The organism is Sporosarcina luteola (assembly GCF_007991495.1).
GTDB classification, from domain to species: domain Bacteria; phylum Bacillota; class Bacilli; order Bacillales_A; family Planococcaceae; genus Sporosarcina; species Sporosarcina luteola.
This window is the reverse complement of sequence record NZ_BJYL01000004.1, coordinates 212,547-235,308: the sequence shown is the minus strand read 5'-3', so window position 1 is coordinate 235,308 and position 22,762 is coordinate 212,547. Positions and strand designations below refer to the sequence as shown.

General features: G+C 42.1%; 21 protein-coding genes. 15 read left to right on the top strand and 6 right to left on the bottom strand.

Annotated elements, in window-relative coordinates:
• The first annotated feature begins 38 nt into the window (after positions 1 to 38).
• Both SLU01_RS02320 and pyc read left to right on the top strand, forming a co-directional pair.
• Positions 39 to 1,202, top strand: coding sequence for an FtsW/RodA/SpoVE family cell cycle protein (locus SLU01_RS02320; protein ID WP_147054897.1), 1,164 nt, complete (start codon positions 39 to 41; stop codon positions 1,200 to 1,202).
• Between the two features lie 25 nt (positions 1,203 to 1,227).
• Entirely contained in the window at positions 1,228 to 4,665 is a 3,438-nt protein-coding gene (gene pyc / locus SLU01_RS02315; RefSeq protein ID WP_147054942.1) for a pyruvate carboxylase, read from the top strand.
• 174 nt (positions 4,666 to 4,839) lie between these two features.
• Here the strand turns inward: pyc and SLU01_RS02310 are convergent, their stop codons facing one another.
• Complete coding sequence (locus SLU01_RS02310; protein ID WP_147054895.1) at positions 4,840 to 5,745, bottom strand: COX15/CtaA family protein; 906 nt, start codon at positions 5,743 to 5,745, stop codon at positions 4,840 to 4,842.
• A gap of 322 nt (positions 5,746 to 6,067) precedes the next feature.
• On the opposite strand from SLU01_RS02310, the gene cyoE reads away from it, so the two are divergent.
• The 7 genes from cyoE to SLU01_RS02275 all read left to right on the top strand — a co-directional run bounded on the left by cyoE (position 6,068) and on the right by SLU01_RS02275 (position 12,615).
• The gene (gene cyoE / locus SLU01_RS02305) at positions 6,068 to 6,985 is read left to right on the top strand and encodes a heme o synthase (RefSeq protein ID WP_147054893.1); all 918 of its coding nucleotides are present in this window, start codon (positions 6,068 to 6,070) and stop codon (positions 6,983 to 6,985) included.
• A gap of 100 nt (positions 6,986 to 7,085) precedes the next feature.
• The gene (gene coxB / locus SLU01_RS02300) at positions 7,086 to 8,150 is read left to right on the top strand and encodes a cytochrome c oxidase subunit II (protein ID WP_147054891.1); all 1,065 of its coding nucleotides are present in this window, start codon (positions 7,086 to 7,088) and stop codon (positions 8,148 to 8,150) included.
• A 36-nt stretch (positions 8,151 to 8,186) separates the two neighbouring features.
• A complete protein-coding gene (locus SLU01_RS02295; RefSeq protein ID WP_147054889.1) occupies positions 8,187 to 10,061 on the top strand; it encodes a cytochrome c oxidase subunit I in 1,875 nt (624 codons plus the stop codon).
• On the top strand, positions 10,061 to 10,687 hold the full coding sequence (locus SLU01_RS02290) for a cytochrome (ubi)quinol oxidase subunit III (protein WP_147054887.1): 627 nt from the start codon (positions 10,061 to 10,063) through the stop codon (positions 10,685 to 10,687). Before SLU01_RS02295 ends, SLU01_RS02290 begins: the two co-directional genes overlap by 1 nt.
• A gap of 1 nt (position 10,688) precedes the next feature.
• On the top strand, positions 10,689 to 11,036 hold the full coding sequence (locus SLU01_RS02285) for a cytochrome C oxidase subunit IV family protein (protein WP_147054885.1): 348 nt from the start codon (positions 10,689 to 10,691) through the stop codon (positions 11,034 to 11,036).
• A 175-nt stretch (positions 11,037 to 11,211) separates the two neighbouring features.
• Complete coding sequence (ctaG, locus tag SLU01_RS02280; RefSeq protein ID WP_308507713.1) at positions 11,212 to 12,129, top strand: cytochrome c oxidase assembly factor CtaG; 918 nt, start codon at positions 11,212 to 11,214, stop codon at positions 12,127 to 12,129.
• A 24-nt stretch (positions 12,130 to 12,153) separates the two neighbouring features.
• Positions 12,154 to 12,615: a DUF420 domain-containing protein gene (locus tag SLU01_RS02275; RefSeq protein ID WP_147054883.1), complete on the top strand. Its 462-nt coding sequence runs from the start codon at positions 12,154 to 12,156 to the stop codon at positions 12,613 to 12,615.
• 37 nt (positions 12,616 to 12,652) lie between these two features.
• Here SLU01_RS02275 and ytvI read toward each other — a convergent pair whose 3' ends face one another.
• Positions 12,653 to 13,711, bottom strand: coding sequence for a sporulation integral membrane protein YtvI (ytvI, locus tag SLU01_RS02270; RefSeq protein WP_174842602.1), 1,059 nt, complete (start codon positions 13,709 to 13,711; stop codon positions 12,653 to 12,655).
• A gap of 113 nt (positions 13,712 to 13,824) precedes the next feature.
• Positions 13,825 to 14,187, bottom strand: coding sequence for a YugN family protein (locus SLU01_RS02265; RefSeq protein WP_147054881.1), 363 nt, complete (start codon positions 14,185 to 14,187; stop codon positions 13,825 to 13,827).
• Positions 14,188 to 14,478: 291 nt separating this feature from the next.
• On the opposite strand from SLU01_RS02265, the gene SLU01_RS02260 reads away from it, so the two are divergent.
• On the top strand, positions 14,479 to 15,564 hold the full coding sequence (locus SLU01_RS02260; RefSeq protein WP_147054879.1) for a CAP domain-containing protein: 1,086 nt from the start codon (positions 14,479 to 14,481) through the stop codon (positions 15,562 to 15,564).
• 582 nt (positions 15,565 to 16,146) lie between these two features.
• On the opposite strand, the gene SLU01_RS02255 is transcribed toward SLU01_RS02260, so the two are convergent.
• Complete coding sequence (locus tag SLU01_RS02255) at positions 16,147 to 16,878, bottom strand: amino acid kinase family protein (protein ID WP_147054877.1); 732 nt, start codon at positions 16,876 to 16,878, stop codon at positions 16,147 to 16,149.
• Between the two features lie 91 nt (positions 16,879 to 16,969).
• Between SLU01_RS02255 and SLU01_RS02250 the strand changes: the two genes are divergently transcribed.
• Both SLU01_RS02250 and SLU01_RS02245 read left to right on the top strand, forming a co-directional pair.
• On the top strand, positions 16,970 to 18,406 hold the full coding sequence (locus SLU01_RS02250; protein WP_147054875.1) for a UDP-N-acetylmuramoyl-L-alanyl-D-glutamate--2,6-diaminopimelate ligase: 1,437 nt from the start codon (positions 16,970 to 16,972) through the stop codon (positions 18,404 to 18,406).
• Positions 18,407 to 18,479: 73 nt separating this feature from the next.
• The gene (locus SLU01_RS02245) at positions 18,480 to 18,923 is read left to right on the top strand and encodes a YlbF/YmcA family competence regulator (protein ID WP_147054873.1); all 444 of its coding nucleotides are present in this window, start codon (positions 18,480 to 18,482) and stop codon (positions 18,921 to 18,923) included.
• Between the two features lie 59 nt (positions 18,924 to 18,982).
• On the opposite strand, the gene SLU01_RS02240 is transcribed toward SLU01_RS02245, so the two are convergent.
• On the bottom strand, positions 18,983 to 19,891 hold the full coding sequence (locus SLU01_RS02240; RefSeq protein ID WP_147054871.1) for a glycerophosphodiester phosphodiesterase family protein: 909 nt from the start codon (positions 19,889 to 19,891) through the stop codon (positions 18,983 to 18,985).
• Between the two features lie 136 nt (positions 19,892 to 20,027).
• On the opposite strand from SLU01_RS02240, the gene SLU01_RS02235 reads away from it, so the two are divergent.
• On the top strand, positions 20,028 to 20,300 hold the full coding sequence (locus tag SLU01_RS02235; RefSeq protein WP_147054869.1) for a YlbG family protein: 273 nt from the start codon (positions 20,028 to 20,030) through the stop codon (positions 20,298 to 20,300).
• A gap of 3 nt (positions 20,301 to 20,303) precedes the next feature.
• Here the strand turns inward: SLU01_RS02235 and SLU01_RS02230 are convergent, their stop codons facing one another.
• Positions 20,304 to 20,696, bottom strand: coding sequence for a DUF7147 family protein (locus SLU01_RS02230; RefSeq protein ID WP_147054866.1), 393 nt, complete (start codon positions 20,694 to 20,696; stop codon positions 20,304 to 20,306).
• A 95-nt stretch (positions 20,697 to 20,791) separates the two neighbouring features.
• Here SLU01_RS02230 and SLU01_RS02225 point away from each other — a divergent pair, with 95 nt between their 5' ends.
• Together SLU01_RS02225 and rsmD are read left to right on the top strand one after the other, a co-directional pair.
• Complete coding sequence (locus SLU01_RS02225) at positions 20,792 to 22,210, top strand: stalk domain-containing protein (protein WP_147054864.1); 1,419 nt, start codon at positions 20,792 to 20,794, stop codon at positions 22,208 to 22,210.
• A complete protein-coding gene (rsmD, locus tag SLU01_RS02220; protein WP_147054862.1) occupies positions 22,207 to 22,752 on the top strand; it encodes a 16S rRNA (guanine(966)-N(2))-methyltransferase RsmD in 546 nt (181 codons plus the stop codon). The genes SLU01_RS02225 and rsmD overlap by 4 nt, the downstream gene beginning before the upstream one ends.
• The last annotated feature ends 10 nt before the right edge of the window (positions 22,753 to 22,762 follow it).

Sequence of the window (22,762 nt, the reverse complement as noted above, 5' to 3'; positions counted from 1 at the left end):
TCACTCCCTCCTACTCGATTTTGATGAGGGGAAGTCTAATGGGAAAATATATTAAGAAAATGATAGCTAACTTCGATTATCCACTATTTACTGCCTATATAGTGCTTTGTCTCTTCGGCTTAGTAATGATTTATAGTTCGAGCATGGTGTGGGCTGTTAATCGCTATAACTGGCCACCTGACTATTTTTATAGAAAACAACTGATAAATCTTGCCGTTGCAATTCCTGTCTTCCTACTAGCGGCATTCTTTCCATTTCAGAATTATAAACGGAAGAAATTAATGATCTCCGCTCTTGTTGTAATGTTTCTAATGCTTATACTTGTCCATATCATCGGTACGGGTGGTGGTGGGGCGCAAAGCTGGATTCGGCTTCCTGGATTTGGTACTATTCAACCTTCTGAAATTGCTAAACTAGTTATTATTGTTTATTTTTCCAGTGTGTTTGCTAAAAAATACGAAGCTGGCACTATCAATTCTATTAACAAATCGATTGGGCCGCCGATTACAATTCTTATTCTAGCAATTGGGTCAATCATGATGGAAACTGATATCGGAACTTCATTTATAATTATAACGGCTGCATTTTCAGTGATTGCGGCGAGCGGAATTCAGTTCAGGACATTTACAAAATTAAGCGGAATTGTCGCCCTTGCCATGATACCGGTTACTCTCATAATCGCTATTGCTTGGGATACCATAATGACCGATGGGAGGAAGGGAAGAATTTTTGCTTTCTTGAATCCTTTTGATTATTTGCAAGGCTCGGGCTATCAAATTGCAAATGGTTATATTGCAATTGGTACGGGTGGTGTGAAAGGTCTTGGATTAGGTAACTCCATTCAAAAAATGGGGTATTTGCCGGAGCCTCAGACGGATGTTATCATGGCGGTTATTTCTGAGGAGACAGGTATATTCGGAACAATCATCGTTGTCGGTGGACTGGGGTTCATCGTCCTGCGTGCGCTTTATATTGCGATGCGCACTAAAGATCCGCAAGCACGTATGCTTGCAGCGGGCATAGGAAGTGTGATCGGCATTCAGACTTTCGTGAATCTTGGCGGTTTAACTGGTCTTATTCCGCTGACAGGTGTACCACTTCCTCTTATTAGTTATGGCGGAACTTCACTTATTCTGATATCTTTAGCTTTAGGAATATTGATGAATGTGTCAATGTTCACAAAATATCAAAAGAATAAATAGAAAAGGAAGTGCATCGATGGTGGAAATGGGTCGTATTAAAAAAATCCTTGTAGCAAACCGCGGTGAAATTGCCATCCGTATATTTCGTGCTTGTACTGAATTGGAAATTCCTACTGTAGGAATTTATTCAGCAGAAGATAGGGGTTCGTTCCACCGTTACAAAGCTGACGAATCCTACCTTGTCGGGGAAGGGAAAAAGCCGATTGATGCATACTTGGATATTGAAGGGATCATTAAGATAGCGAAGTCATGTGGAGCAAACGCAATCCATCCGGGATACGGATTTCTTGCTGAAAATGAGGAGTTTGCACGCAGGTTGGAAGAAGAAGGCATTATTTTCATAGGGCCGACATCTAAGCATCTTGATATGTTTGGGGACAAAGTGAAGGCTAGGGAACAGGCGATTCAAGCAGGAATTCCGGTTATCCCAGGAACAGACGGACCTGTTTCTTCCTCGGAGGAAGTTGCCGCATTCGGAGATAACTATGGGTATCCAATCATCATAAAAGCTTCGCTAGGCGGCGGTGGAAGAGGGATGCGAATTGTCAATTCCGCCAGTGAGGTACTGGAAGCATACGAACGCGCCAGATCTGAAGCGAAATCCGCATTCGGCTCCGATGAAGTGTATGTCGAGAAGTACATTAACAAACCGAAGCATATAGAGGTACAAATACTTGGTGATACATACGGCAATGTCGTGCATTTGTACGAGCGGGATTGTTCGATTCAACGTCGCCATCAGAAAGTCGTCGAGATTGCACCGTCCATATCATTGGATGAAGAGCTTCGCCAGCAAATTTGCGACGCCGCTGTCAAATTGGCGAAAAATGTTTCTTACATTAATGCCGGGACTGTTGAATTCCTAGTAGCTGATGGAAGTTTTTATTTCATAGAGGTTAATCCGCGCATTCAAGTCGAGCATACAATTACAGAAATGGTGACTGGAATCGATATCGTCCATGCGCAAATTCAGATTGCCAATGGCGAAAATCTTCACGAAGGAGAATCGGCAATCCCAACGCAGGAAAACATACCACTTTTCGGATATGCCATTCAATCGAGGGTGACAACAGAAGATCCTCTGAATGATTTCATGCCGGATACAGGCAAATTGATGGTCTATCGGTCAGGTGGAGGCTTTGGAGTCCGTCTAGACGCAGGAAACGGCTTCCAAGGGGCCATTATTACTCCATATTACGATTCTCTTCTCGTCAAAGTATCGACTTGGGGAACAACTTTTAGGGATGCCGCAGCAAAAATGGATCGAAACTTGCAGGAGTTCCGGATTAGAGGAATCAAAACCAATATTCCGTTCCTTGAAAATGTCGTCCGCCATGAAAGTTTCCTTACAGGAAATTATGACACCGGTTTCATCGATACAACGCCTGAATTATTTGAATTTCCGGTGAAGAAAGATAGAGGAACCAAAATCCTCAACTATTTAGGTAATGTCACAGTCAATGGATTTCCTGGCATCGGAAAGCAATCAAAGCCGGTCTTCCACTCGGTTAGAAAGCCGATTGTAGACCTTGATGTTCCTCAACCTCCAGGAACAAAACAAATTCTGGATGAGAGAGGGCCGGAAGGGTTGATTAAATGGATTAAGGAACAAGATGACGTCCTTCTCACAGACACTACATTCAGGGATGCGCATCAATCATTGCTTGCAACACGGGTCCGAACTTCCGACATTGCTAATATTGCTTCGGAATCGTCTAGATTACTGCCAGACTTGTTTTCATTTGAAATGTGGGGCGGGGCTACATTTGACGTTGCATACCGATTCCTGAAAGAAGATCCTTGGGAAAGGCTAGCGACACTCCGCGAACAGATTCCGAACGTGCTGTTCCAAATGCTGTTTAGAGGAGCCAATGCGGTAGGCTATTCAAACTATCCTGACAATGTCATCCGTGAATTCGTGAAGACTGCTGCAGAATCGGGAATTGATGTGTTCCGGATTTTCGATAGTTTGAACTGGATCAAAGGCATGGAGGTTGCAATCGACGCGACACGTCAAGCTGGTAAAGTCGCGGAAGCTGCCCTTTGTTATACAGGTGACATCCTGGATGACTCACGGGCAAAATATACAGTGGAATATTATAAGCAAATGGCGAAGGAACTTGAAGCATCCGGCGCTCACATTCTTGCACTAAAGGATATGGCTGGTTTATTAAAGCCTGAGGCTGCTTTCAGACTAATTTCCGAACTAAAAGCGACAGTGGACATTCCGATCCATCTCCACTCTCATGATACGAGTGGGAATGGGATCTATATGTATGCAAAAGCGATTGAGGCTGGAGTCGATATCGTTGATACTGCACTCGGTTCCATGGCTGGTCTCACTTCACAACCATCTGCAAGTTCACTTTATTACGCTTTGCAAAACGGAAAGCGTCAGGTTCGTGCAGACGTGAATGCGTTGGAATCTTTATCGTATTACTGGGAGGATGTCCGGAAATATTACCAGCATTTCGAAAGTGGCATGATAAGCCCGCATTCAGAAGTGTATGTGCATGAAATGCCCGGTGGTCAATACTCCAATCTTCAACAGCAAGCAAAGGCTGTCGGTCTCGGTGAAAGATGGGAAGAAGTTAAGGAAATGTATTCCCGTGTCAATATGTTGTTTGGAGACGTAGTCAAAGTGACGCCTTCTTCAAAAGTTGTCGGGGATATGGCGTTATTCATGGTGCAAAATAATTTGGACGAGGAAACTGTCATCTCTCGTGGCCAAGCAATTGATTTCCCTGAATCGGTGATCGAGTTTTTCGAAGGTTATATCGGTCAACCGTATGGCGGATTCCCGAAAGAATTGCAAAAAGTTATTTTAAAAGGCAGAAAGCCGATCACTGTCCGTCCGGGAGAACTTTTAGAAGATGTGGATTTCGAAAGTCTTCTTGAAAAGACGGAACAGTTGCTTGAACACCCTTCAACAATGAAAGACGCGCTCGCATATGCGTTATATCCAAAAGTGTTCGAAGAATATTCGGCGATGAAAAAGCAGTTTGGAAACATTTCTGTCATTAACACGCCAGAATTCCTTTTCGGAATGCGATTAGGACAAGAGATTGAAGTGGAGATTGAAAAAGGGAAGACACTTATCATTAAATTAGTTTCCATCGGTGAACCTCAATCGGATGGCACGCGTGTCATTTATTTTGAAATGAACGGCCAGCCGCGTGAAGTCATCATCCAAGACATCAACGTTGAATCGGACGTCATCAAAAAGCAAAAAGCAGATCCGACAAATGATTCCCATATTGCCGCGACGATGCCGGGAACTGTCTTGAAAGTTGCTGTTTCTAAAGGCGCCAAAGTTAGAAGAGGCGAACATTTGCTCATCACGGAAGCGATGAAGATGGAAACAACAATTCAAGCACCATTCGACGGTATTGTTAAAGACATCCACGTAGCCGCCGGCGAATCCATTTCGACAGGTGACTTGTTAGTAGAACTCGAGCACTAATATAAAAAAGTGCAGGGGGCCCGACAAGAGTCGACAGGCATAAGGCAAAGATACGAAGTGGCGATCTTTGCCACGCAGTAGCTTTACCTTATGACCCGAGACTCTGGCACCCGGAGCTGGATTAAAAAAGCACTCGCAAGGTTATACGCCTGCGAGTGCTTTTATTTTTAAAAATTATTGTTTACTCCGTGAAATAAGTAGGACCATATAGGTCAGTAATCCAAATAAGAGGGTAACGAATAGTGAGTGCGCTAATGCAAGATAAAGATTCAAACGTGAAATGATGACCGCACCGCCTGCTAAAACTTGCAAAGTTACTAATGAGAAAGCAATGATCCATCCCCAATAGATGACCCGTTGATTTTTATAATGCCTAATTGCATGGATTGCGATAATCCCTAGCCAAATGAAAATCAATGCTGCGGCCGTCCGATGGCTCATTTGCACCCATTCCCAGAAGTTACCCGGAAGAGAAAAGTCACCATTCTTACACATCGGCCAATCCGTACAGCTAAGTTCAGACTCCGTATGACGGACAAGCGCTCCCGAATAGACGACGATAAAAGAATAAATTGTTACGCCAATTGTATGGAATTTTAACGTTTTACCGATTTTAAGCTTATCCGCATCAAATTTCTTATCAACCTCAAATATGAGCAAGGTAAGAAGGAAAACAGCTGCGAAGGAAATGAGTGAAATACCAAAGTGCAATGCAAGAATGAAATCACCTTGCCCCCAAAGAACTTGTGCTGCTCCAATCAAGGCTTGTAAAATCAGAAAGAATAACGCTAAAAACGATAAGAGTTTTGTTTCCCTAATATGTCCAATCGCTTTCCATGACCAAACAGATAGGACGACAATTAAAATACCAACAGCACCCGTAACGAGGCGATGGGAAAATTCAATAAGGACTTCAGCTGTAATTTCATCCGGAATCAATTGACCGTTACAACCTGGCCAATGCCTTCCACAACCCATTCCACTATCTGTTTTTGTAACAAGTGCACCGCCTAAAAGAATCAATAGCATACCTATTGTAGAGGCGACGCCAAACCATTTTAAGTATTTATTATATCGCAAAAAAGACACCTACTTTAACTATTGATGGCCAAATGTATATGGCTCCGCTTGTTGATGATATCGAAAAAAAGGCAAAAAAACAACGTATATTGGTCGAAACTGGGTTTGTAGACACCTATTTCACAAATTGTTCATAAAAAAGACCCTTTAACTTCACAAAAGGCATAGGGAAATGATTTACTATAGATAAGGCGATGTATTTAAGAATGATGATGTACTCTGCACTTTTGTCGAAATTCGCATTATGTATAGAAATTAGTCGTGAATTTCGATATAGTAGAGTATAGCGGTCTTTGCCGACAAGCTTGAAAGGAGGGTACATATGTCAAATGGTCGGGCGATTTCATCATCCGCTGAGCCGGATATCGGATCGACTTCCATAGTGAAAGATTTTCTAGCACTTATTAAAATCGGCATTGTGAATTCAAATCTGATTACTACGTTTACCGGACTTTTCCTTGCTTTCCAATTCACCGGCAAAAGCTTTATCCATAACTTGGACTTACTGTTGTATGCGCTTTTCGGTTCAGGGCTCATTATAGCCGGTTCGGCAGCCTTGAATAATCTGATCGATCGGGATATTGATCCTGTTATGTCGAGAACGAAAACACGTCCTACAGTTACGGGCAGATTTAAAGCACCGGCTGTCTTGGCTCTAGCGCTCGCTTTCATTCTGATTGGAGAAGTAATGTTGTTTGCAGCATCGACTGCAGCGGGATTATGGGGACTTGCGGGTGTATTCAGCTATGTTGTACTCTATTCAATGTGGTCCAAAAGAAAACATGTCAGCAACACGATTGTCGGAAGCATCTCCGGAGCAATACCTCCTTTAATCGGTTGGACTGCGGTTGAACCGTCACTCGGCATGGGTGCGTGGGCGTTGTTCCTTATTATGTTTGCATGGCAGCCTCCACATTTTTATGCGCTTGCAATGCGACGGACTGAAGAGTACAGAGCAGCAGGAATACCGATGCTTCCAGTTGTGAAGGGATTTAAGAGGACGAAGAAATCGATTTTGGCTTGGGTGCTTGTTTTATTCCCATTGCCGTTCCTTCTTGCTGAATTAGGTATAGGATTCATTGTGCTAGGAACTGTATTGAATATCGGTTGGTTATACTTGGCGTTAAAAGGATTCAAGGCAAAGGATGATTTGAAATGGGCGACATCCATGTTCATTTATTCACTGAACTACATGACAATCCTTTTTGTTGCTATGATCATTTTTTCGATATTCATCTAACTGATGGAATTCTTTCTTTTTGACAGGAATTCATGATAGAGAGGTCAACAGTCCTCATTTGAACAAAACATTTTTTTAGAAAGAGAGGTATTAGTTAGCGATGATGAAAGGACTCAAAAAGTGGCGTCTCTTTTCTCTATTGGCTGTACTAACAGTTTTCCTTGCAGGATGTGGTCAGGAAGAACTTTCAACGCTTCTGCCGGCAGGACAAGTCGGAAAAGATCAGTTCAACTTACTGCTTCTATCTTCAGGGATTATGTTACTCGTCATTATCGTAGTTGTAACAATTTATTTAGTAGCGTTAGTACGTTTCAGACGTTCCAAGTTGGGAGAAGACCATATTCCGGAACAAGTTGAAGGAAGTCACAAGCTTGAACTTGTTTGGACGATTATTCCAATTCTATTGATTTTGCTTCTAGCTGTTCCTACCGTTTATTACACATATAAACTTGGTGATGTGGCGGCAATGGGAGCTGTGGATGAAGATGGGAATGCTGAAAATCTTGTAGTAGATGTGACAGCGAAACTTTATTGGTGGGAATTTGAATATCCAGATCTAGGTATCGTCACAGCACAAGAATTAGTCGTACCTATGGATGAAAAGGTTTACTTCAATCTTCTTGCTGCAGACGTCAAGCACTCCTTCTGGATTCCGGCTGTCGGCGGTAAGCTCGATACGAACGTTGAAAACGTGAATAAGTTCTATCTAGTATTTGAAAAGGATTCACAAGATCTTAAAGATGGCGTCTTCTATGGTAAGTGTGCAGAGCTTTGTGGACCATCTCACGCATTGATGGACTTCAAAGTGAAAACGATGCCACGCCCTGAATTCGATCAATGGGTGACAGCTATGCAGAATACTGCTGAAAATCAAGTTGTCGCGAATCAAGACGGTCAAGAGGTATTCCAACAGAGCTGTATCGGTTGTCACGCAACTTCCGGTGTTGGTGAGTCTGGTGCACAAGGACCAAACCTTGCAACATTCGGCGACCGTAACCGTGTAGCAGGATTCTTGGACCATACAGATGAAAAACTGGTCGAGTGGATCAGAGATACTCAGGAACACAAACCTGGCAATAAAATGCCTTCGTTTGACAAGAATCAGATTTCTGATGCAGAGATGGATGCTCTTGTTGAATATTTGATGGGACTATCTGTTGAATAATAATTTTTACTCGATTTTGATGAGGAGGTAAACAAAGTGAGTTCAGTTGCTCAAAAAAAGGGTTTTGGTGCAACGCTGTGGGACTGGTTAACTACAGTCGACCATAAGAAAATCGGAATCCTTTACTTCCTTGGGGGCGGATTCTTCTTCGTTCTAGGCGGTATTGAAGCAATGATGATTCGTTGGCAGCTTCATATACCGAACAACGATTTCGTCAGTGCGGGCCTATTCAATGACTTGATTACGATGCACGGAACGACGATGATTTTCTTAGCAGCCATGCCTATATTATTCGGATTTATGAACGCCATTGTACCGTTGCAAATTGGTGCGCGTGACGTAGCGTTCCCATTCATCAACTCATTAGGTTTCTGGATGTTCTTCTTCGGAGGACTATTCCTAAACATTTCTTGGTTGTATGGTGAGGTTCCTGATGCTGGATGGACATCTTATGCATCGCTTTCACTTGCATCTCAAGGACATGGTGTTGACTTCTATGCAATAGGGCTTCAAATTGCCGGGGGCGGTACGCTGATGGCGGGGATTAACTTCCTTGTTACAATCATTAACATGCGTGCACCTGGTATGACATACATGCGTATGCCATTGTTCACTTGGACTACGTTCGTTGCGTCTGCAATGATCTTGTTCGCATTCCCTCCATTGACAGTTGGTCTATTCTTCTTGACATTTGACCGTATGTTCGGCGGGAACTTCTTTAACCATACAATGGGTGGTAACACCATTATCTGGGAGCATATATTCTGGATTTTCGGTCACCCTGAAGTTTACATTCTTATTTTGCCTGCTTTCGGTATTTTCTCGGAGATCTTCTCGATCTTCTCCCGTAAGCGACTCTTCGGATATCCATCCATGGTCTTCGCGACTGTGTTGATTGGTTTCCTTGGATTCATGGTATGGGCTCACCATATGTTCACTGTTGGTCTAGGACCGACTGCGAACGCCATTTTCGCTGTTGCTACAATGGCGATTGCCGTTCCTACAGGAGTCAAGATCTTTAACTGGTTATTGACAATGTGGGGCGGAAGCATCAAGATTACAACTCCGATGCTATATGCACTAGGTTTCATCCCTTCATTTGTTATGGGTGGAGTTACTGGTGTAATGCAAGGGGCTGCACCACTTGACTACCAATTGCACGATTCTTACTTCATCGTAGCTCACTTCCACTACGTTATCGTTGGTGGGGTAGTACTTGCGATCTTGGCAGCAACACATCTATATTGGCCGAAAATGTTCGGTACAATGTTGAATGAAACACTTGGTAAGGTCACATTCTGGTTCTTCTTCATCGGTTTCCATATGACATTCCTTATCCAGCACTGGTTAGGATTCTGGGGAATGCCGCGTCGAGTATGGACGTATATGGACGGTCAAGGTTGGAACTTAGCAAACCTTATCAGTACAATTGGTGCGTTCATGATGGCAATTGGTGTAATTGTTCTTGTCATCAACGCAATCATGACATCAGTTAAAAATGTTAAGGTTGCAAACGATCCTTGGGGAGATGGGCGTACACTTGAGTGGGCTATCGAATCTCCACCGATTTATTACAATTTCCATGCAACTCCGCTAGTTCGCGGACTTGACACTGTATGGATCGAAAAAATGGAAGGAAATGAGTCAGGGTTAACTCCTGCAGAGCCGATTAAGGACATTCATATGCCAAACGGTTCCATCATTCCACTTCTAATGTCATTTGGTCTATTCATAGCTGGATTCGGTGCTATGTTCCGCACTGAAGAGTCATGGGGTCTGCCTGTCCTGATCTTTGGTCTATTATGGACTTTCGTTTCAATGGCAGCGCGTTCGTTGCAAGACGATACAGGATATTATATTAAGAAAGACGAGATTCTCCGTGATTTAAAACGTAAAGGGGGTCAAAACTAATGGATTTGAACAAAAAATTCACCCCTGAGACGTGGCCTGATCATCCGGAAAGAGCGACACTTGAAGCAAAAAACAAGTTTGTCGGCTTCTGGTTGTTCCTTGGTGGAGAGACAATCCTTTTCGCGACCTTGTTCGCAACCTATGTTGCACTGAAGAACTCCGGACCGAGCGGTTTTGGATTCTCTACTCAAGAGTTATATGAATTACCATTAGTCTTCGTCATGACGATGTTGCTTTTGACATCTTCATTGACAAGTGTGTTCGCGATGTACCACTTGCGTAATTACAACTTCAAGAAAATGCAATTATGGCTCGCTATTACTGCATTTTTAGGACTAGGATTCCTCATGCTTGAAGTGTATGAGTTCTCACACTACGTAGGCCTCGGCTTCACGTATGGCAATAGTGCATTCAGTTCAGCGTTCTTTACGCTAGTCGGAACACACGGTTTCCACGTAGCTGTTGGTCTTGTATGGGTCACATTGCTGATCTTCCGTAATGCGAAACGCGGTTTGAATCTTTATAACGCAACGAAGTACTATACATTTTCATTGTACTGGCACTTCATTGACGTTGTATGGGTATTCATCTTTACTGTAGTCTACTTGATGGGAGTGGTAGGTTAAGATGGCAGACATCCAAGTTTACAAACGTACACCTGCTGAACAGCAGCTTGCACAAAGACGTGCGAAACAATCTATGCGTAATCAGGTTATGATGTTTTCTCTTATGATCTTCCTGACAATTGTCTCATTCTCGATGGTAGTAGCATTTGAAGCAGAAGTTGCAGGATTTTCCAAGTTCTTCATCATTCCGATGATCATGCTTTTCGCAGCTGTTCAAGTTGGGTTGCAACTGTATTACTTTATGCATATGAGTGAAAAAGGACATGGCATTCCTCAAATGTTCATGTACACGGGAGCTCTTTTAGGCTTCTTAATTCCTTTAACATTCGTTACAATCGTTTGGTGGTAATTAATACGAAAGAGCCTGTGGAATGTTTTCCACAGGCTTTTCGGTTTTTCTCAATCCAGCTACTGGAGCCTCTAAGCAGGCCCCCTTCGCTTTATATTATTGTCATACTTCGTTCATTGTGTTCGCGTCGTATTAGCTTTATAATAATGAAAGACACTTTAAAGGAGTGATGGCGATGATGCCTTTAAGCATATTTGGCTTTCGTGCATTATGGAGTCCGTATTTTTTTATTTTTCTTGTCCTCATAACAATTCTTTATTTCTTATTAACTAAAAAAATGAGAAATCGTTTTGATGGGGCTGAGCCGGTTACTGGCAGGCAAATCAGGTTCTTTATCGGTTCAATGGTACTGTTATATATCGTCAAAGGGTCTCCTGTCGATCTATTGGGGCATATATTGTTCTCTGTCCATATGACGCAAATGGCGCTTCTTTTATTAATGGTTGCTCCGTTTTTGATTATCGGTATTCCCAATTTCATCTGGAGAAAAGTTTTTAGTGTGAAAATTATTGATCGGATTGTTAGGTTATTAACAAAACCCGTCATTAGTTTGATTTTCTTCACAATTATGTTTTCATTAAACCATTATCCAATGGTTCTCGATTTCATTAAATTGAGTGTCGTAATGCACGCCATTTTTACGATTACCTTGTTTATGTCTGCATTATTCCTTTGGTGGCCTGTCGTAAATACGATGGAAGACCATCCTCATTTACATGGATTGAAGAAGATCGGTTACGTGATTCTAAGTGCAATCCTTCTTACACCTGCATGTGCACTTATCATTTTTGTCGATGTGCCTGTTTATGAAACTTATAGTAGCGGAGAAGCGTGGTTAAAAGCTATGGCGCTTTGTGTACCGGCGGGTACTTTGTCAGGCCTGTCCATTTCAGGACCTGAACTATTTACGAATATGCCCACAATTCAAGACCAACAATTGGGCGGCATCGTCATGAAAGTCATTCAGGAGCTCATCTACGTTGTTGTCATCGGAAAGATCTTCATTGCATGGTATCGTGATGAACAATTGAATGCAGATGAAATCACTAAAAATGCTCTGTTGGAGAGAGAAAATCTTGAAATGCACGGCTGATTCTATTTTGAAGGGGTATTAGGTATGAATGTTCCTTTTTTACCGACAGTGAGCACGTTTTTCATAGTGTTATCAGCTATATTTGTCGCGATCGGGTGGAAACTGATACGTGAAAGAAAAATCGATGCCCATAAAAAAATGATGATTGCGGCTGCAGTATCCGCTGTTATTTTCTTTATCATTTACGCGTCACGTACGATTATTATTGGAAATACAGCTTTTGGTGGACCAGATCATTTGAAGGTGTACTATACAGTTTTCCTTGTTTTTCACATAATCCTTGCGACAACAGGAGCTGTTTTTGGAGTCGTGACAATCAATTGGGGATTAAAGAATAAGTTGGACAAACATCGTAAAATCGGTCCAGTTACGAGCATCATTTGGTTTTTCACTGCCCTGACCGGCATAGCTGTTTATTTATTGCTTTATGTGTTTTTTGAAGGCGGCGAAACAACTTCGATGATCAAAGCTATATTAGGATTCTAAAAAAACGCGCTTCTGCAAAATGGAAGCGCGTTTTATTTTATACTTTGAAATTCAGTTTGATGATGCCAGCTTCGCGTGCAGTATTGAATAAAATGACGATCATCGGTCCTATGAAGAAACCAAGGACGCCGAACAGCTTTAGGCCAATGAACATGCCGATGAGCGTTGGGAGAGGGGATAAGCCAATCTGGTTGCCCATCACTTTCGGTTCCACTGTTCTGCGGATAATGAGAAGTATTGCAGCCAGTATTGCCAATTTCGTACCCATTCCAATGTCTCCACTTACGAATTGATATAACGACCATGGGGCCAGTACGATAATGGATCCTAGGATTGGGATGACATCAATGATCCAAATGACTATGGACATGACCAAAGCATACTTCGGTGCAATTAAGAGCAGTCCTACAAACGAAACTGCAAGGATGATAAAACTGACTAAAAGCTGTGCTTTCATGAAACCGAAAATAACAGAATTTAGTTTGACCGTCATATAGCGGACCTTTTTTGCTGTTTCATCTGTTAGGTGCCTGAATACCATTTGTTTTAGTTCAGGCAACTCAAGCATAAATAGGAATAGGGCAATCATGAAAACAATAAGACTTACTAAGAAATTTGGAATTTCAGATGCCAATGCGACAATCTTCTCAGAATTGAATAATTTCAACAGTGAATCGCGGAAGGAATTTAAAATATCATTAAAACCGTTTTGCATGGATTTCACTACATCATCCGGCAAGCCGGATGTGTATACAAAAATTTTACTTTGAAAGTCAATCCATACACCGGATAATTTGTTTAAATAATCTGGGGCATCTTTTGTGAATTGAATGATTCTACCAATCAATGAAGTGACCGTATAATAGATAATAACTGCCAATAGCGCTATTATGAAAATGAAAACTGAAATGACGGAAACTTTACGCTTCCATTTAAATTTTGTCTCAGTCAATTTGACAAGTGGCTCAAATAGAAGGGCTGTCAAGAGGGCTAATATGATTGGGATAGAAACAGGGAGAATAAAGATAAAAACTAAAATTGCAATAATCAATAATGCGAAAAGCATAATATTCCTTTTTGTAAGCCAACGGGACAACGGTCATTCCTCCAAATTGTTTATTGCTACCATTATAACCAAAATGAACAGGAATGAATAGGAAAAAAGCCGAAGAATAATTACTTCTTCGACTTTTCTGGAAAACAGGGTCATTATTTTTGAATATACTGGTTCAGGTCTTCCATAACAGCCTTAAGAGTTGCTTTGCAATCTTTTACAAGACCTTCTGGGAAATGCTCATCTTCGCCATATTCTACGCCATGTGGATAATAATGTTTTCCGATAACGGGTTTCTTTAAATGTATGATAGCATCACGAGTATCTACATCCCCGTCAGGTGTGAAACCAAATACGCGAAGGTAGTATGTACCTTCCTTGATGACATATTTTTTATCATAAGTCACCCGCTCATAGTCCCACTGTCCAGCACGTACGAGATCGTGTTTCAGCATAATTTCGTCAAGTAGTGATAAATCGGCTACGACTTCTTCAACGCCTGTATTTTCGATATACATCTTTTAAAGTCCTCCTTCATGATCATCCAGTCAATTGCTTATACTTATTTATCATAGAACAAATTGAGGGGAGTTGCAATGACAACATTGTGTCATGAAAAATGGTGAATTCCGATTTATCCTTCATTACAAATGTCTTTTGTCGAAGTAAGGGGAAAGGGATGACTTTTACATATGAAATTAGTTAAAATAAACTATACATAATGAATTTAAAAGTTTCACAATATCTATAGGAGTGAAGCGGAAATCCGGTTAAATATATTATCAAATATTGAAAGTAGGCGAGAAGGCTTGAGGGTATTATGGAAAATAGCGTTATTACTAGTTGTGCTTCTCGCGGTGTTTTATTTCTTTGATAGTCGAGTTAGGGAAAATGAACCACTTGAATCACCAGTGAAGCATGGGGTAGCCATTCCGGCCCCTGACAAAGATTTAGGAGCAAATCAGTTATCAGGTCCTGCTCGACCCGAAAAAGGACTATCTACGTTTGTGGGAAAACCGTCCGACGAATTGATTGAATCGTTGGGTGAACCTAATCGGATTGAGCCATCTGCTTATGGATATGAATGGTGGGTATATACGAAAGATCGCCATTTAATGGCTGGTGTGAATGATGGGAAAGTCAATCAAATTTACAGTACGGATAAATTTCTGGATATAGCCCCTTTTGAAATCGGTCAGGATATTAATGAAGTATTTCGTTTTTCAATTATCGAGACCGAGGTGGATGTAGTCCTTGGCGAAAATATTTATACTTTTACATTGAACAGTCAGGATATCAAGGATAAAATCTTAATAAAATTCGATAACCTATTTGCACAAGTGTATGTTGATGCTGAAGATGAGAAGATTGAAGCTGTACGTTTCATCGAACCGAAAACATTGGTTGTACATCAACCGTATGATATGGAATATATGGGGGAGCTCGTTACTGCACGTCAACCATCATCGACTGCCCAAATGGAGGTCGATCGATCTATGGAAAGGCAGATCTTTGAGTTGACAAATATGTATCGTGAGAATCACGGCCTGGATCCTGTGATAAATGATTATTGGTTAACGGTGCTCGCGCAGAACCATAGCAGGGATATGGCGATTGAAAATTACTTTTCGCATGAATCTCCATCTGCAGGTAATTTGTCAGAGAGATTGAAGAGCTCTGGAATCGAACATAAAAAAGCAGGGGAGAATATCGCCTCCAATTACGTAGATGCCATCGAGGCAGTCCATGGATGGTTGAATTCTCCTGCTCACCGAAGTGTTTTGCTAGATGCGGATGTTACGGAAATTGGGACTGGGGCGTATGGAAAGTATTATACGCAAGTGTTGATCAAGTCGGATCAAAAGAAAAAACAGGATTCTAGATTTATACAATGACAGGCGTGTTGATTAACCAAATAATGGGCTATAACATAGTCCGATGATTTCAGTTCCGGGCGGACGCTTTCCTGGGGGCGTGCGGTGAGCCTCCTCGTCGCAAAAACCGCTCCTGCGGGGTCTCACCTGTCAGAGCAAAGATGTGCTCCTTTCGCTTCGCTTCACTCGCAAAAGCCGTTCTTCGTTACGGCTTTCGCTAATCCCCAAGGAGTCGCCGCCCTGCACTTCAATCATCTACTGCTTCAATTGGAAGTATGGATAATTATCAGCTCTCTTGTAGATGTGCTTATAACTCTCTATATTGTTCAGCTATCTTCAGTTGACGGAAGTGCAGGCGCCGACTCCTGCGAACGCCGTTACGAAGAACGGCGTTTGCGAGCACAAGTGTAGCGTTGCGAGCAGGTATTGGTAGGATGCCTTAATTTCTGCAAAGGACGCAGAAATACGGCAAATCGAACTCTTCGTGGTTCGATTGGCTGAAGCCGTGCCCGCGGAAAGCGTGCGCCGGAACGGAAGTCAACGGGTTCAGAGTGGCTTTACTGTATAATAATGGTTAATCAACAAGCCTAATACAATGACGCATTATGGGGTGACCCAAGTCCCGTTTTCCTTTGAAGCGATACCCCTTACGTAAAGGGGGATCGCTTTTTTCATTGCATAAATGGCTGCACGTTTTTGAATGACCGGGCGATCTGTATCCAATAAAGGCAGCAACTGATGGATTGTCATATTTTCAATTTTTTTGTAGTTTTCACCGATACGGGGATCGCTTGACATAATTCCCGGTACATCCTTGAAAAATTCCACATGTGATGCACGAAGCGCGGCACCAAGAGCGACCGCTGTTAAATCACTTCCCCCTCGGCCGATGGTCATCACTTGGCCGAATTCATTCATTCCTTGAAAACCTGGAATGATGACGCAACCCGTTTCTGTTAAGCTGTCGGTAATCATTGTCGGATCGATATCACTAATTGTTCCATCTCCAAAATCTCCAGTAGTCCATATGCCTGCTTGGATGCCATGTAAAACTTTGTTTGAGACACCTGCACTTTCCAATTCGGCTGATAGGATTGCAGCTGCGATAAGCTCACCACATGAAGCAGCCAGATCACTTGCTGCTTTAGAAGAACTGAAGGCGTCGGTAAGATGCAACAAACTGTCTGTGGAGTATGGATCATCTCCTCTTCCGATGGCTGAAACGACCACTACAACATTTTGATGTCTTTCCACACCGGATTTGATATGACCGATGCATACTTTTCGCGTCTGTTTGTCTTTCATGGCCACTCCGCCAAATTTTTGAACAATCATTCAAGCCCCCAACTTTCTTCGTGTCGTTCGTTTCAATCTCTTCATACGATAAAGTATGGTTCGCTCTCAATATATTCGGTATTCATGAAAATTGTTCGGGAAGGGGAGAGGGCTTCTGTTACTATCGGAGATCCTGAAAGATTGGCCCTGTACGGTCACGGGAAGCATTGGTGTATGTATCCGCGGGATAACCGAGAGATCGGGAAATGTGGATGACGAATATATTTTCGTCGCTAGAAAAGGTGCTTGCGATGATGGTTTTTTGCATGTACAGGAGGCGATTGAGCGTGGGGCTACAGTAATTGTTGTCGATCGAAACACATATCCGTGCCCGGAAATGCTAAATGGCGTCACACTTGTCACTGTGCCTGATAGTAGAAGGTTCCTATCATATGCAAGTGCGAAACTCGCGGGAAATCCTTCGGAGCTAATGACAATCATTGCAGTGACTGGAACGAATGGAAAGACGACAGTCACTCATTTCATCGGTCAATTATTGGCTATGCTAGGCAAGAAAGCAACTGTTATCGGTACGACGGGAATTTTTATGGATGGAAATAAAATGACCTTTTCATTGCCTGAAATGACTACTTTACCTGCAGAGTTTCTTCACCCATTGCTAAAGAGGTGTGTTGATGCGGGGATGGATTATGTAGTGATGGAAGCTTCTTCATTAGGATTATCCACTTCAAGGCTTGATCATTGCGATATCGATATTGGTGTTTTTCTTAACATCGGTGTTGATCATTATGAAGAGCATGGCAGCAAAGAAGCCTATATAGAAGCTAAGAAAAAACTTGCCACACTGGCTAATACACTCGTTGTGAATTCTGAAGATCATCAGTGTATGGAGCTCGTCAAATCTTCTGAAAGGCCAATCTGCTATTTCAACGAAATGACGGTTGCCAATAGAACTGTTCCGGTCGGATTGTATCCTCATGATTTGCCAGGCAGGCATAATAGAATGAATGCACTTGCGGCGGTTTCCGTGTTATCTTTACTTGGGTATGATTCTATGAACATATTGCCGCTTTGTTCACGACTGACATTGCCGGAAGGACGATTACAAAAGATTACAAAGGCGGGTGTGACAGTTTTTATAGATTATGCCCATACGCCTGACGCCCTTCAAACGGTATTGGCTTCTTTATCGGCTGAACTAAATGGTGGGTTAATTACAGTTTTTGGTTGCGGCGGTGACCGTGATCATGGTAAAAGGCCATTAATGGGAGATGTAGCAGAAACCTACTCGTCAAAAGTTATTATCACATCCGATAATCCAAGGAATGAGGATCCACTCACAATTATTCAAGAAATTCTATCGGGAACTGCCGGCAAGTCAAAGAAGGTGACGGTTGAACCTGATAGAAGAGCAGCAATCGAGAGGGCCGTTCATGAAGCTGAAAGTGGAGATGTAGTTGTCATTGCGGGGAAGGGGCATGAGAAAACGCAACAAGTCGGAAATGAACTTCTTCTGTTTTCGGACTATGAAATTGCGGAAATAGCATTACGTGAGAAGAAACAGTAAAAAAATCGAACAGAATATATGCATCTACAGCACTTTATTTGTTATGATTAGTTGGAATGGAGGGGAACGCCCTATGATGATGACAGATGAATGGATGTCGATCATTGAAAAAGCAGAAACGCTCTCCGATATGTTGCTCTCATCGGAAATCATTCAGGAGTATAGAAGGGCGAATCACGCCGTTTATTCCAACGAATCGTTAGCCAAATTGATTTACGATTTTACGAACATGAAGGAGCGTTACGAAGAAGTACAACGCTTTGGAAGATACCATCCTGACTATAAAACAGTCATGAAAGATATACGTATACAGAAAAGGGAATTGGATATGAATGAGCTCGTCGCCGCCTTGCGTCTAGCGGAAAATGATGTTCAAAACCTGTTGAACGAAGTGAGCGCACTCATTGCAAGGTCCGTTTCCGATTCTGTTAAAGTGCCTGCAGGCGATGGCTTCTTTACGGATTCATCATGCGGGGGAGGCTGCGGATCAGGCGGAAGCTGCTCTTGCTCGGCTTAACTAAATATATGAATAACAAATAGAAACGGTTGCTCTTCGATGAAGGGCAACCGTTTCTATTAGTCTGTATGTTGTTGGATTACTTCTGTCGCCAACTTTGGATTGTCAGTGATGAAACCTGCGGCTCCCTGATGTATAAGCTTTTCGAAAGTCTCTTTATCTTTCACATCGTTATAGTAAATAGAAACATTCAAATTGGATAGGAAGCTTATGAAACTTTCCGTATTCATCGGAAAAACTCCCATTTTCTCAGGAATATTGAACAAATCGGCATGTGGTTTGTATAAATGACCGAATTTGCTAGTGAAGGAAGCATAGGCCTTTTTCACTTCATCATTTCCTGCACCGATTGCTACTTTGTTTTGAGCATATAAATTAAAACGATCTGTTTGCTCGTCGAAAGCACTCATAACGATCACACGATCCTCTGAACCGGTCTCTTCAAGAAGACGCCAAAGCTTGGAAGGAATTAGGCTTCCTTCATAAGTGTCCGGAGAATCTTTCAAGTTAATAGCGATTAACATTTGTGGATAGGCGGATAGAAGTTCCTTCAACGTGATAATCTTTTCGCCTTTATTACGGTAAGGATGGGTTCCTTGTTCATCTAAAAACATATAGCCCGCATCCGCTTGTTTTAATTCATCTAGTGTATATTCGGAAATGTTCCCCGAAAAATCAGTTGTTCGATCAGCTGTTGCATCATGGAAAAGAATGATTTCTTCATCTTTTGTTAACCGGATATCGATCGCAAAACCATTTACACCAAGTTCTGCCGACTTTGAAAATGCCGCCATCGTGTGCTCCGGAGCGTCCGTCGTTCCACCGCGATTCGCCAGAACGACTGGAACATTGAATTCTAGTGCTTTCTTATGTGGTCTGGGTTCAGGCTTTACGACTACTTTGGACGCAGCCCAAGCTGCTACTCCGGCTGCACCTACTGTAAGAGCCACTTTTGTTTTTCTTCCCAATTTCGTATCCTCCTTTACTCTCGTTAACATGTCCTTTCCTCATTATAGGGGAAAAAACGGCAGCTGTCAGCAACGTTCGGTTGCAGCCTATTTCTCACCTATGGTATTGTATGGGGTAGGAAAAGAGGGGAAAATCATGATTGATCGACAAGGGATAATAGTATATCTCCATCATTTAAAACAAGCAAAGTCATTAAGAAAGTACGGTCATGTCCATTATATATCCAGAAAAATGAAATATGTTGTCCTTTATTGTGATCAAGTGGATGTTGAAGACAATATACGCAAAATTGAACGCCTTCCATCTGTCAAAAAAGTGGTGCCTTCCTATCGGCCTTTCGTCAAGACAGAATATGAAAATGTCAAGCCGGATAAAGCGAAAGAATACGATTATAAAATCGGATTATAATCACTATCGCAAAGGGGGGACTAGATTGTTCAACCGAAGGATTCCAGTTATGTATTGATAGAATAATCGTGTGTCAGCGAATTCGGAAGAGTGTTTCAATCCGATGAAGACCGGTTTCTGGCCGCATTGCTCGGAAGCTTCTTCAAACAGCAGTCTCCTTTTCGATTTGCTGTCGTCTGTTTGCTTTATTCCTTCTCTGCATATGTAGATCGGCATGAAATTACTTTCATTCGCTGGATGGAAGGCAGCGGCGACGGAGATCGATTGTTTGCCATCGATCGTCGAGGAAAAAATAAATGACCGATGCAGCCGTTCTCTATTTGTTTTCATCAGTTCGATAAGTTCGTAAATATCACCATAACCTTCTCCAAGTTCAATGAAATATTGTTGCAACATTTTTGACACTACCTTTCTTCAAATGGAATATGTTTCATCATATCATTGAACTTATGTAAACGCAGTTATCATCCCTTGCTAACGAGGTGCAGCAATTGAAGATTATCATTCGGACGGTCATCCTTTTATTCATCATGAACTTAGCTCTCTTATATATGCATTATAGCCAATTAGCGGATGCAAAAGGGGACTCAGAAGAAGTTTTGCAATACGTTCAGGAAATTGAAGTGATCAACAGGAAAGATTCACTTATTGTTAGGCAACATTTCCGTAAATTGGATTCACGGCGCCATGAAATTATTTTGCCGACAGAAGGCAAGGAGTTTACATGTTTCATGGATACAGATTCATCTTGTTCAAGAATCAATGATAATGTAACAGCATTTTTGGAGGGGGATGAAGATCGTCAATCCATATCTTATGAGATTCCTAAATCCGATAGTATGGTGAATCGGAAGTTGTTCAAGGAGCCATTTGCGGCTTTGAAGAATGCCGTTCCTGTATCCACAATGCTTCATGTCACTGATGAAACGGGTATTGGCGGTATGTGGGTCAGCGGGTTGGAATTCGTAGGTAGTAAAAAAATGAATATGGTTGATTATTCATTATTCAAAGGTGAGGGGCAAGTCACTGATCTATATTGGCAACATACGGAATTGCCCATTGCGTATAAGGGCAGCAATCTGTCAATACTGGGACAACCGGTAGATGAAGAGTCCGCAGCGCAATTGAATAATGACCTGATGGCATTGAATGCAGACCATCTTATCATCGCCATAGACCCAAAAGGGAAGCAGCTTCAAACAGATAGATTTATCATTACAAACCAAAAGTTATCGGCCATTGCGAATACAGTTGTTGAAAAGGGTGTGCAGTCTCAGTTTGTACTATCGACAGCGGAGGATTTAGTTGCTAATCTGATCACTTCCATTCTCATCGACTCTCCGGCAGGGAAAGAAAGCGCTCGACGTGCATTCGGTGAACTAAAAGAGAATCTGACAGTCGATCAGTATGAAGCTTTAAGGAATTTAGTATCTGCACAACGAGGCGCGCCGATGGATGCGGTTAAGTTAGATGGATTGATAGGTGAAGTTAGCGGCTTCAAAACTTCTTTTGTGCAACAGAACAGTATTCGTAAATATCCTTTCCATTTTGAAGATAACCGGCCTGCCGTTATAAATGGTGAATTGCAAGAAGATGTGCAAATTGTCGTAAAGGATGGAAGGACACTCTATCCAGCTAAGCAAGTCCTCACCGCGAACGGCTATACGGTATCATCGAATGAAAGATCGATTTATATTGAAAGTGAAGCAGAGAAATTCAGATTTTCGTTAAGGGATTCTTTCTATGTGCTTAACGAGAAAAAATATACACTGAGAGACTTTCCATTTGAATTGATAGGGGATGACTATTATTTTGAGGAAGATGCATTAAGACGTCTCTTCCATCTGTCTATCCAAAAGCATGAAGACAAAATTAGCATAACCTCGTTAGTGGAAGGAGAATCCAAATGAGGGTAGTATCAGGTTCTAGAAAAGGAACACCATTAAAGTCCTTAGCGGGCAACTTGACAAGGCCAACGTCTGATAAAGTGAAAGAATCCATCTTCAATATGATCGGCCCTTATTTTGATGGGGGAACTGCAGTGGAACTGTTTGGCGGCAGCGGTTCCCTTTCCATTGAATCATTATCCAGAGGGGCGAGTGCCGCCTATATATTCGAGAAAAATCCGAAAGCCGTTTCCATAATCCGTGAAAATATCGAGAAATGCCATTTTACGGATCAAGTACATATTTTCAGAAGTGATGCGAGAAATGCAGTGAAAACATTGCAGCCGTTAACTAAAATCGATTTGCTCTTTCTGGACCCGCCTTACGCGGAAGAAAAATATTATCAGTTAGCCGAAGCACTAGCTGAAGCCGGCTTGCTGACCGAAGATGCGATCATTATATGCGAACATGAAAAGCGATTGACTCTTCCAGACGCGTATGGCGAATATGTAAAGACGAAAAATCCGATTTATGGCAACAGTGCGGTATCCATTTACATGAAATGAGGAAATATCC

Bases quoted from the DNA above. Each gene is read 5' to 3' on its own strand.
- SLU01_RS02320 (WP_147054897.1), top strand. From the start codon at position 39: ATGGGAAAATATATTAAGAAAATGATAGCTAACTTCGATTATCCACTA.
- pyc (WP_147054942.1), top strand. From the start codon at position 1,228: ATGGGTCGTATTAAAAAAATCCTTGTAGCAAACCGCGGTGAAATTGCC.
- cyoE (WP_147054893.1), top strand. From the start codon at position 6,068: ATGTCAAATGGTCGGGCGATTTCATCATCCGCTGAGCCGGATATCGGA.
- coxB (WP_147054891.1), top strand. From the start codon at position 7,086: ATGATGAAAGGACTCAAAAAGTGGCGTCTCTTTTCTCTATTGGCTGTA.
- SLU01_RS02290 (WP_147054887.1), top strand. From the start codon at position 10,061: ATGGATTTGAACAAAAAATTCACCCCTGAGACGTGGCCTGATCATCCG.
- SLU01_RS02285 (WP_147054885.1), top strand. From the start codon at position 10,689: ATGGCAGACATCCAAGTTTACAAACGTACACCTGCTGAACAGCAGCTT.
- ctaG (WP_308507713.1), top strand. From the start codon at position 11,212: ATGATGCCTTTAAGCATATTTGGCTTTCGTGCATTATGGAGTCCGTAT.
- SLU01_RS02275 (WP_147054883.1), top strand. From the start codon at position 12,154: ATGAATGTTCCTTTTTTACCGACAGTGAGCACGTTTTTCATAGTGTTA.
- SLU01_RS02265 (WP_147054881.1), bottom strand. From the start codon at position 14,187: ATGTATATCGAAAATACAGGCGTTGAAGAAGTCGTAGCCGATTTATCA.
- SLU01_RS02255 (WP_147054877.1), bottom strand. From the start codon at position 16,878: ATGATTGTTCAAAAATTTGGCGGAGTGGCCATGAAAGACAAACAGACG.
- SLU01_RS02245 (WP_147054873.1), top strand. From the start codon at position 18,480: ATGATGATGACAGATGAATGGATGTCGATCATTGAAAAAGCAGAAACG.
- SLU01_RS02235 (WP_147054869.1), top strand. From the start codon at position 20,028: ATGATTGATCGACAAGGGATAATAGTATATCTCCATCATTTAAAACAA.
- SLU01_RS02230 (WP_147054866.1), bottom strand. From the start codon at position 20,696: ATGTTGCAACAATATTTCATTGAACTTGGAGAAGGTTATGGTGATATT.
- rsmD (WP_147054862.1), top strand. From the start codon at position 22,207: ATGAGGGTAGTATCAGGTTCTAGAAAAGGAACACCATTAAAGTCCTTA.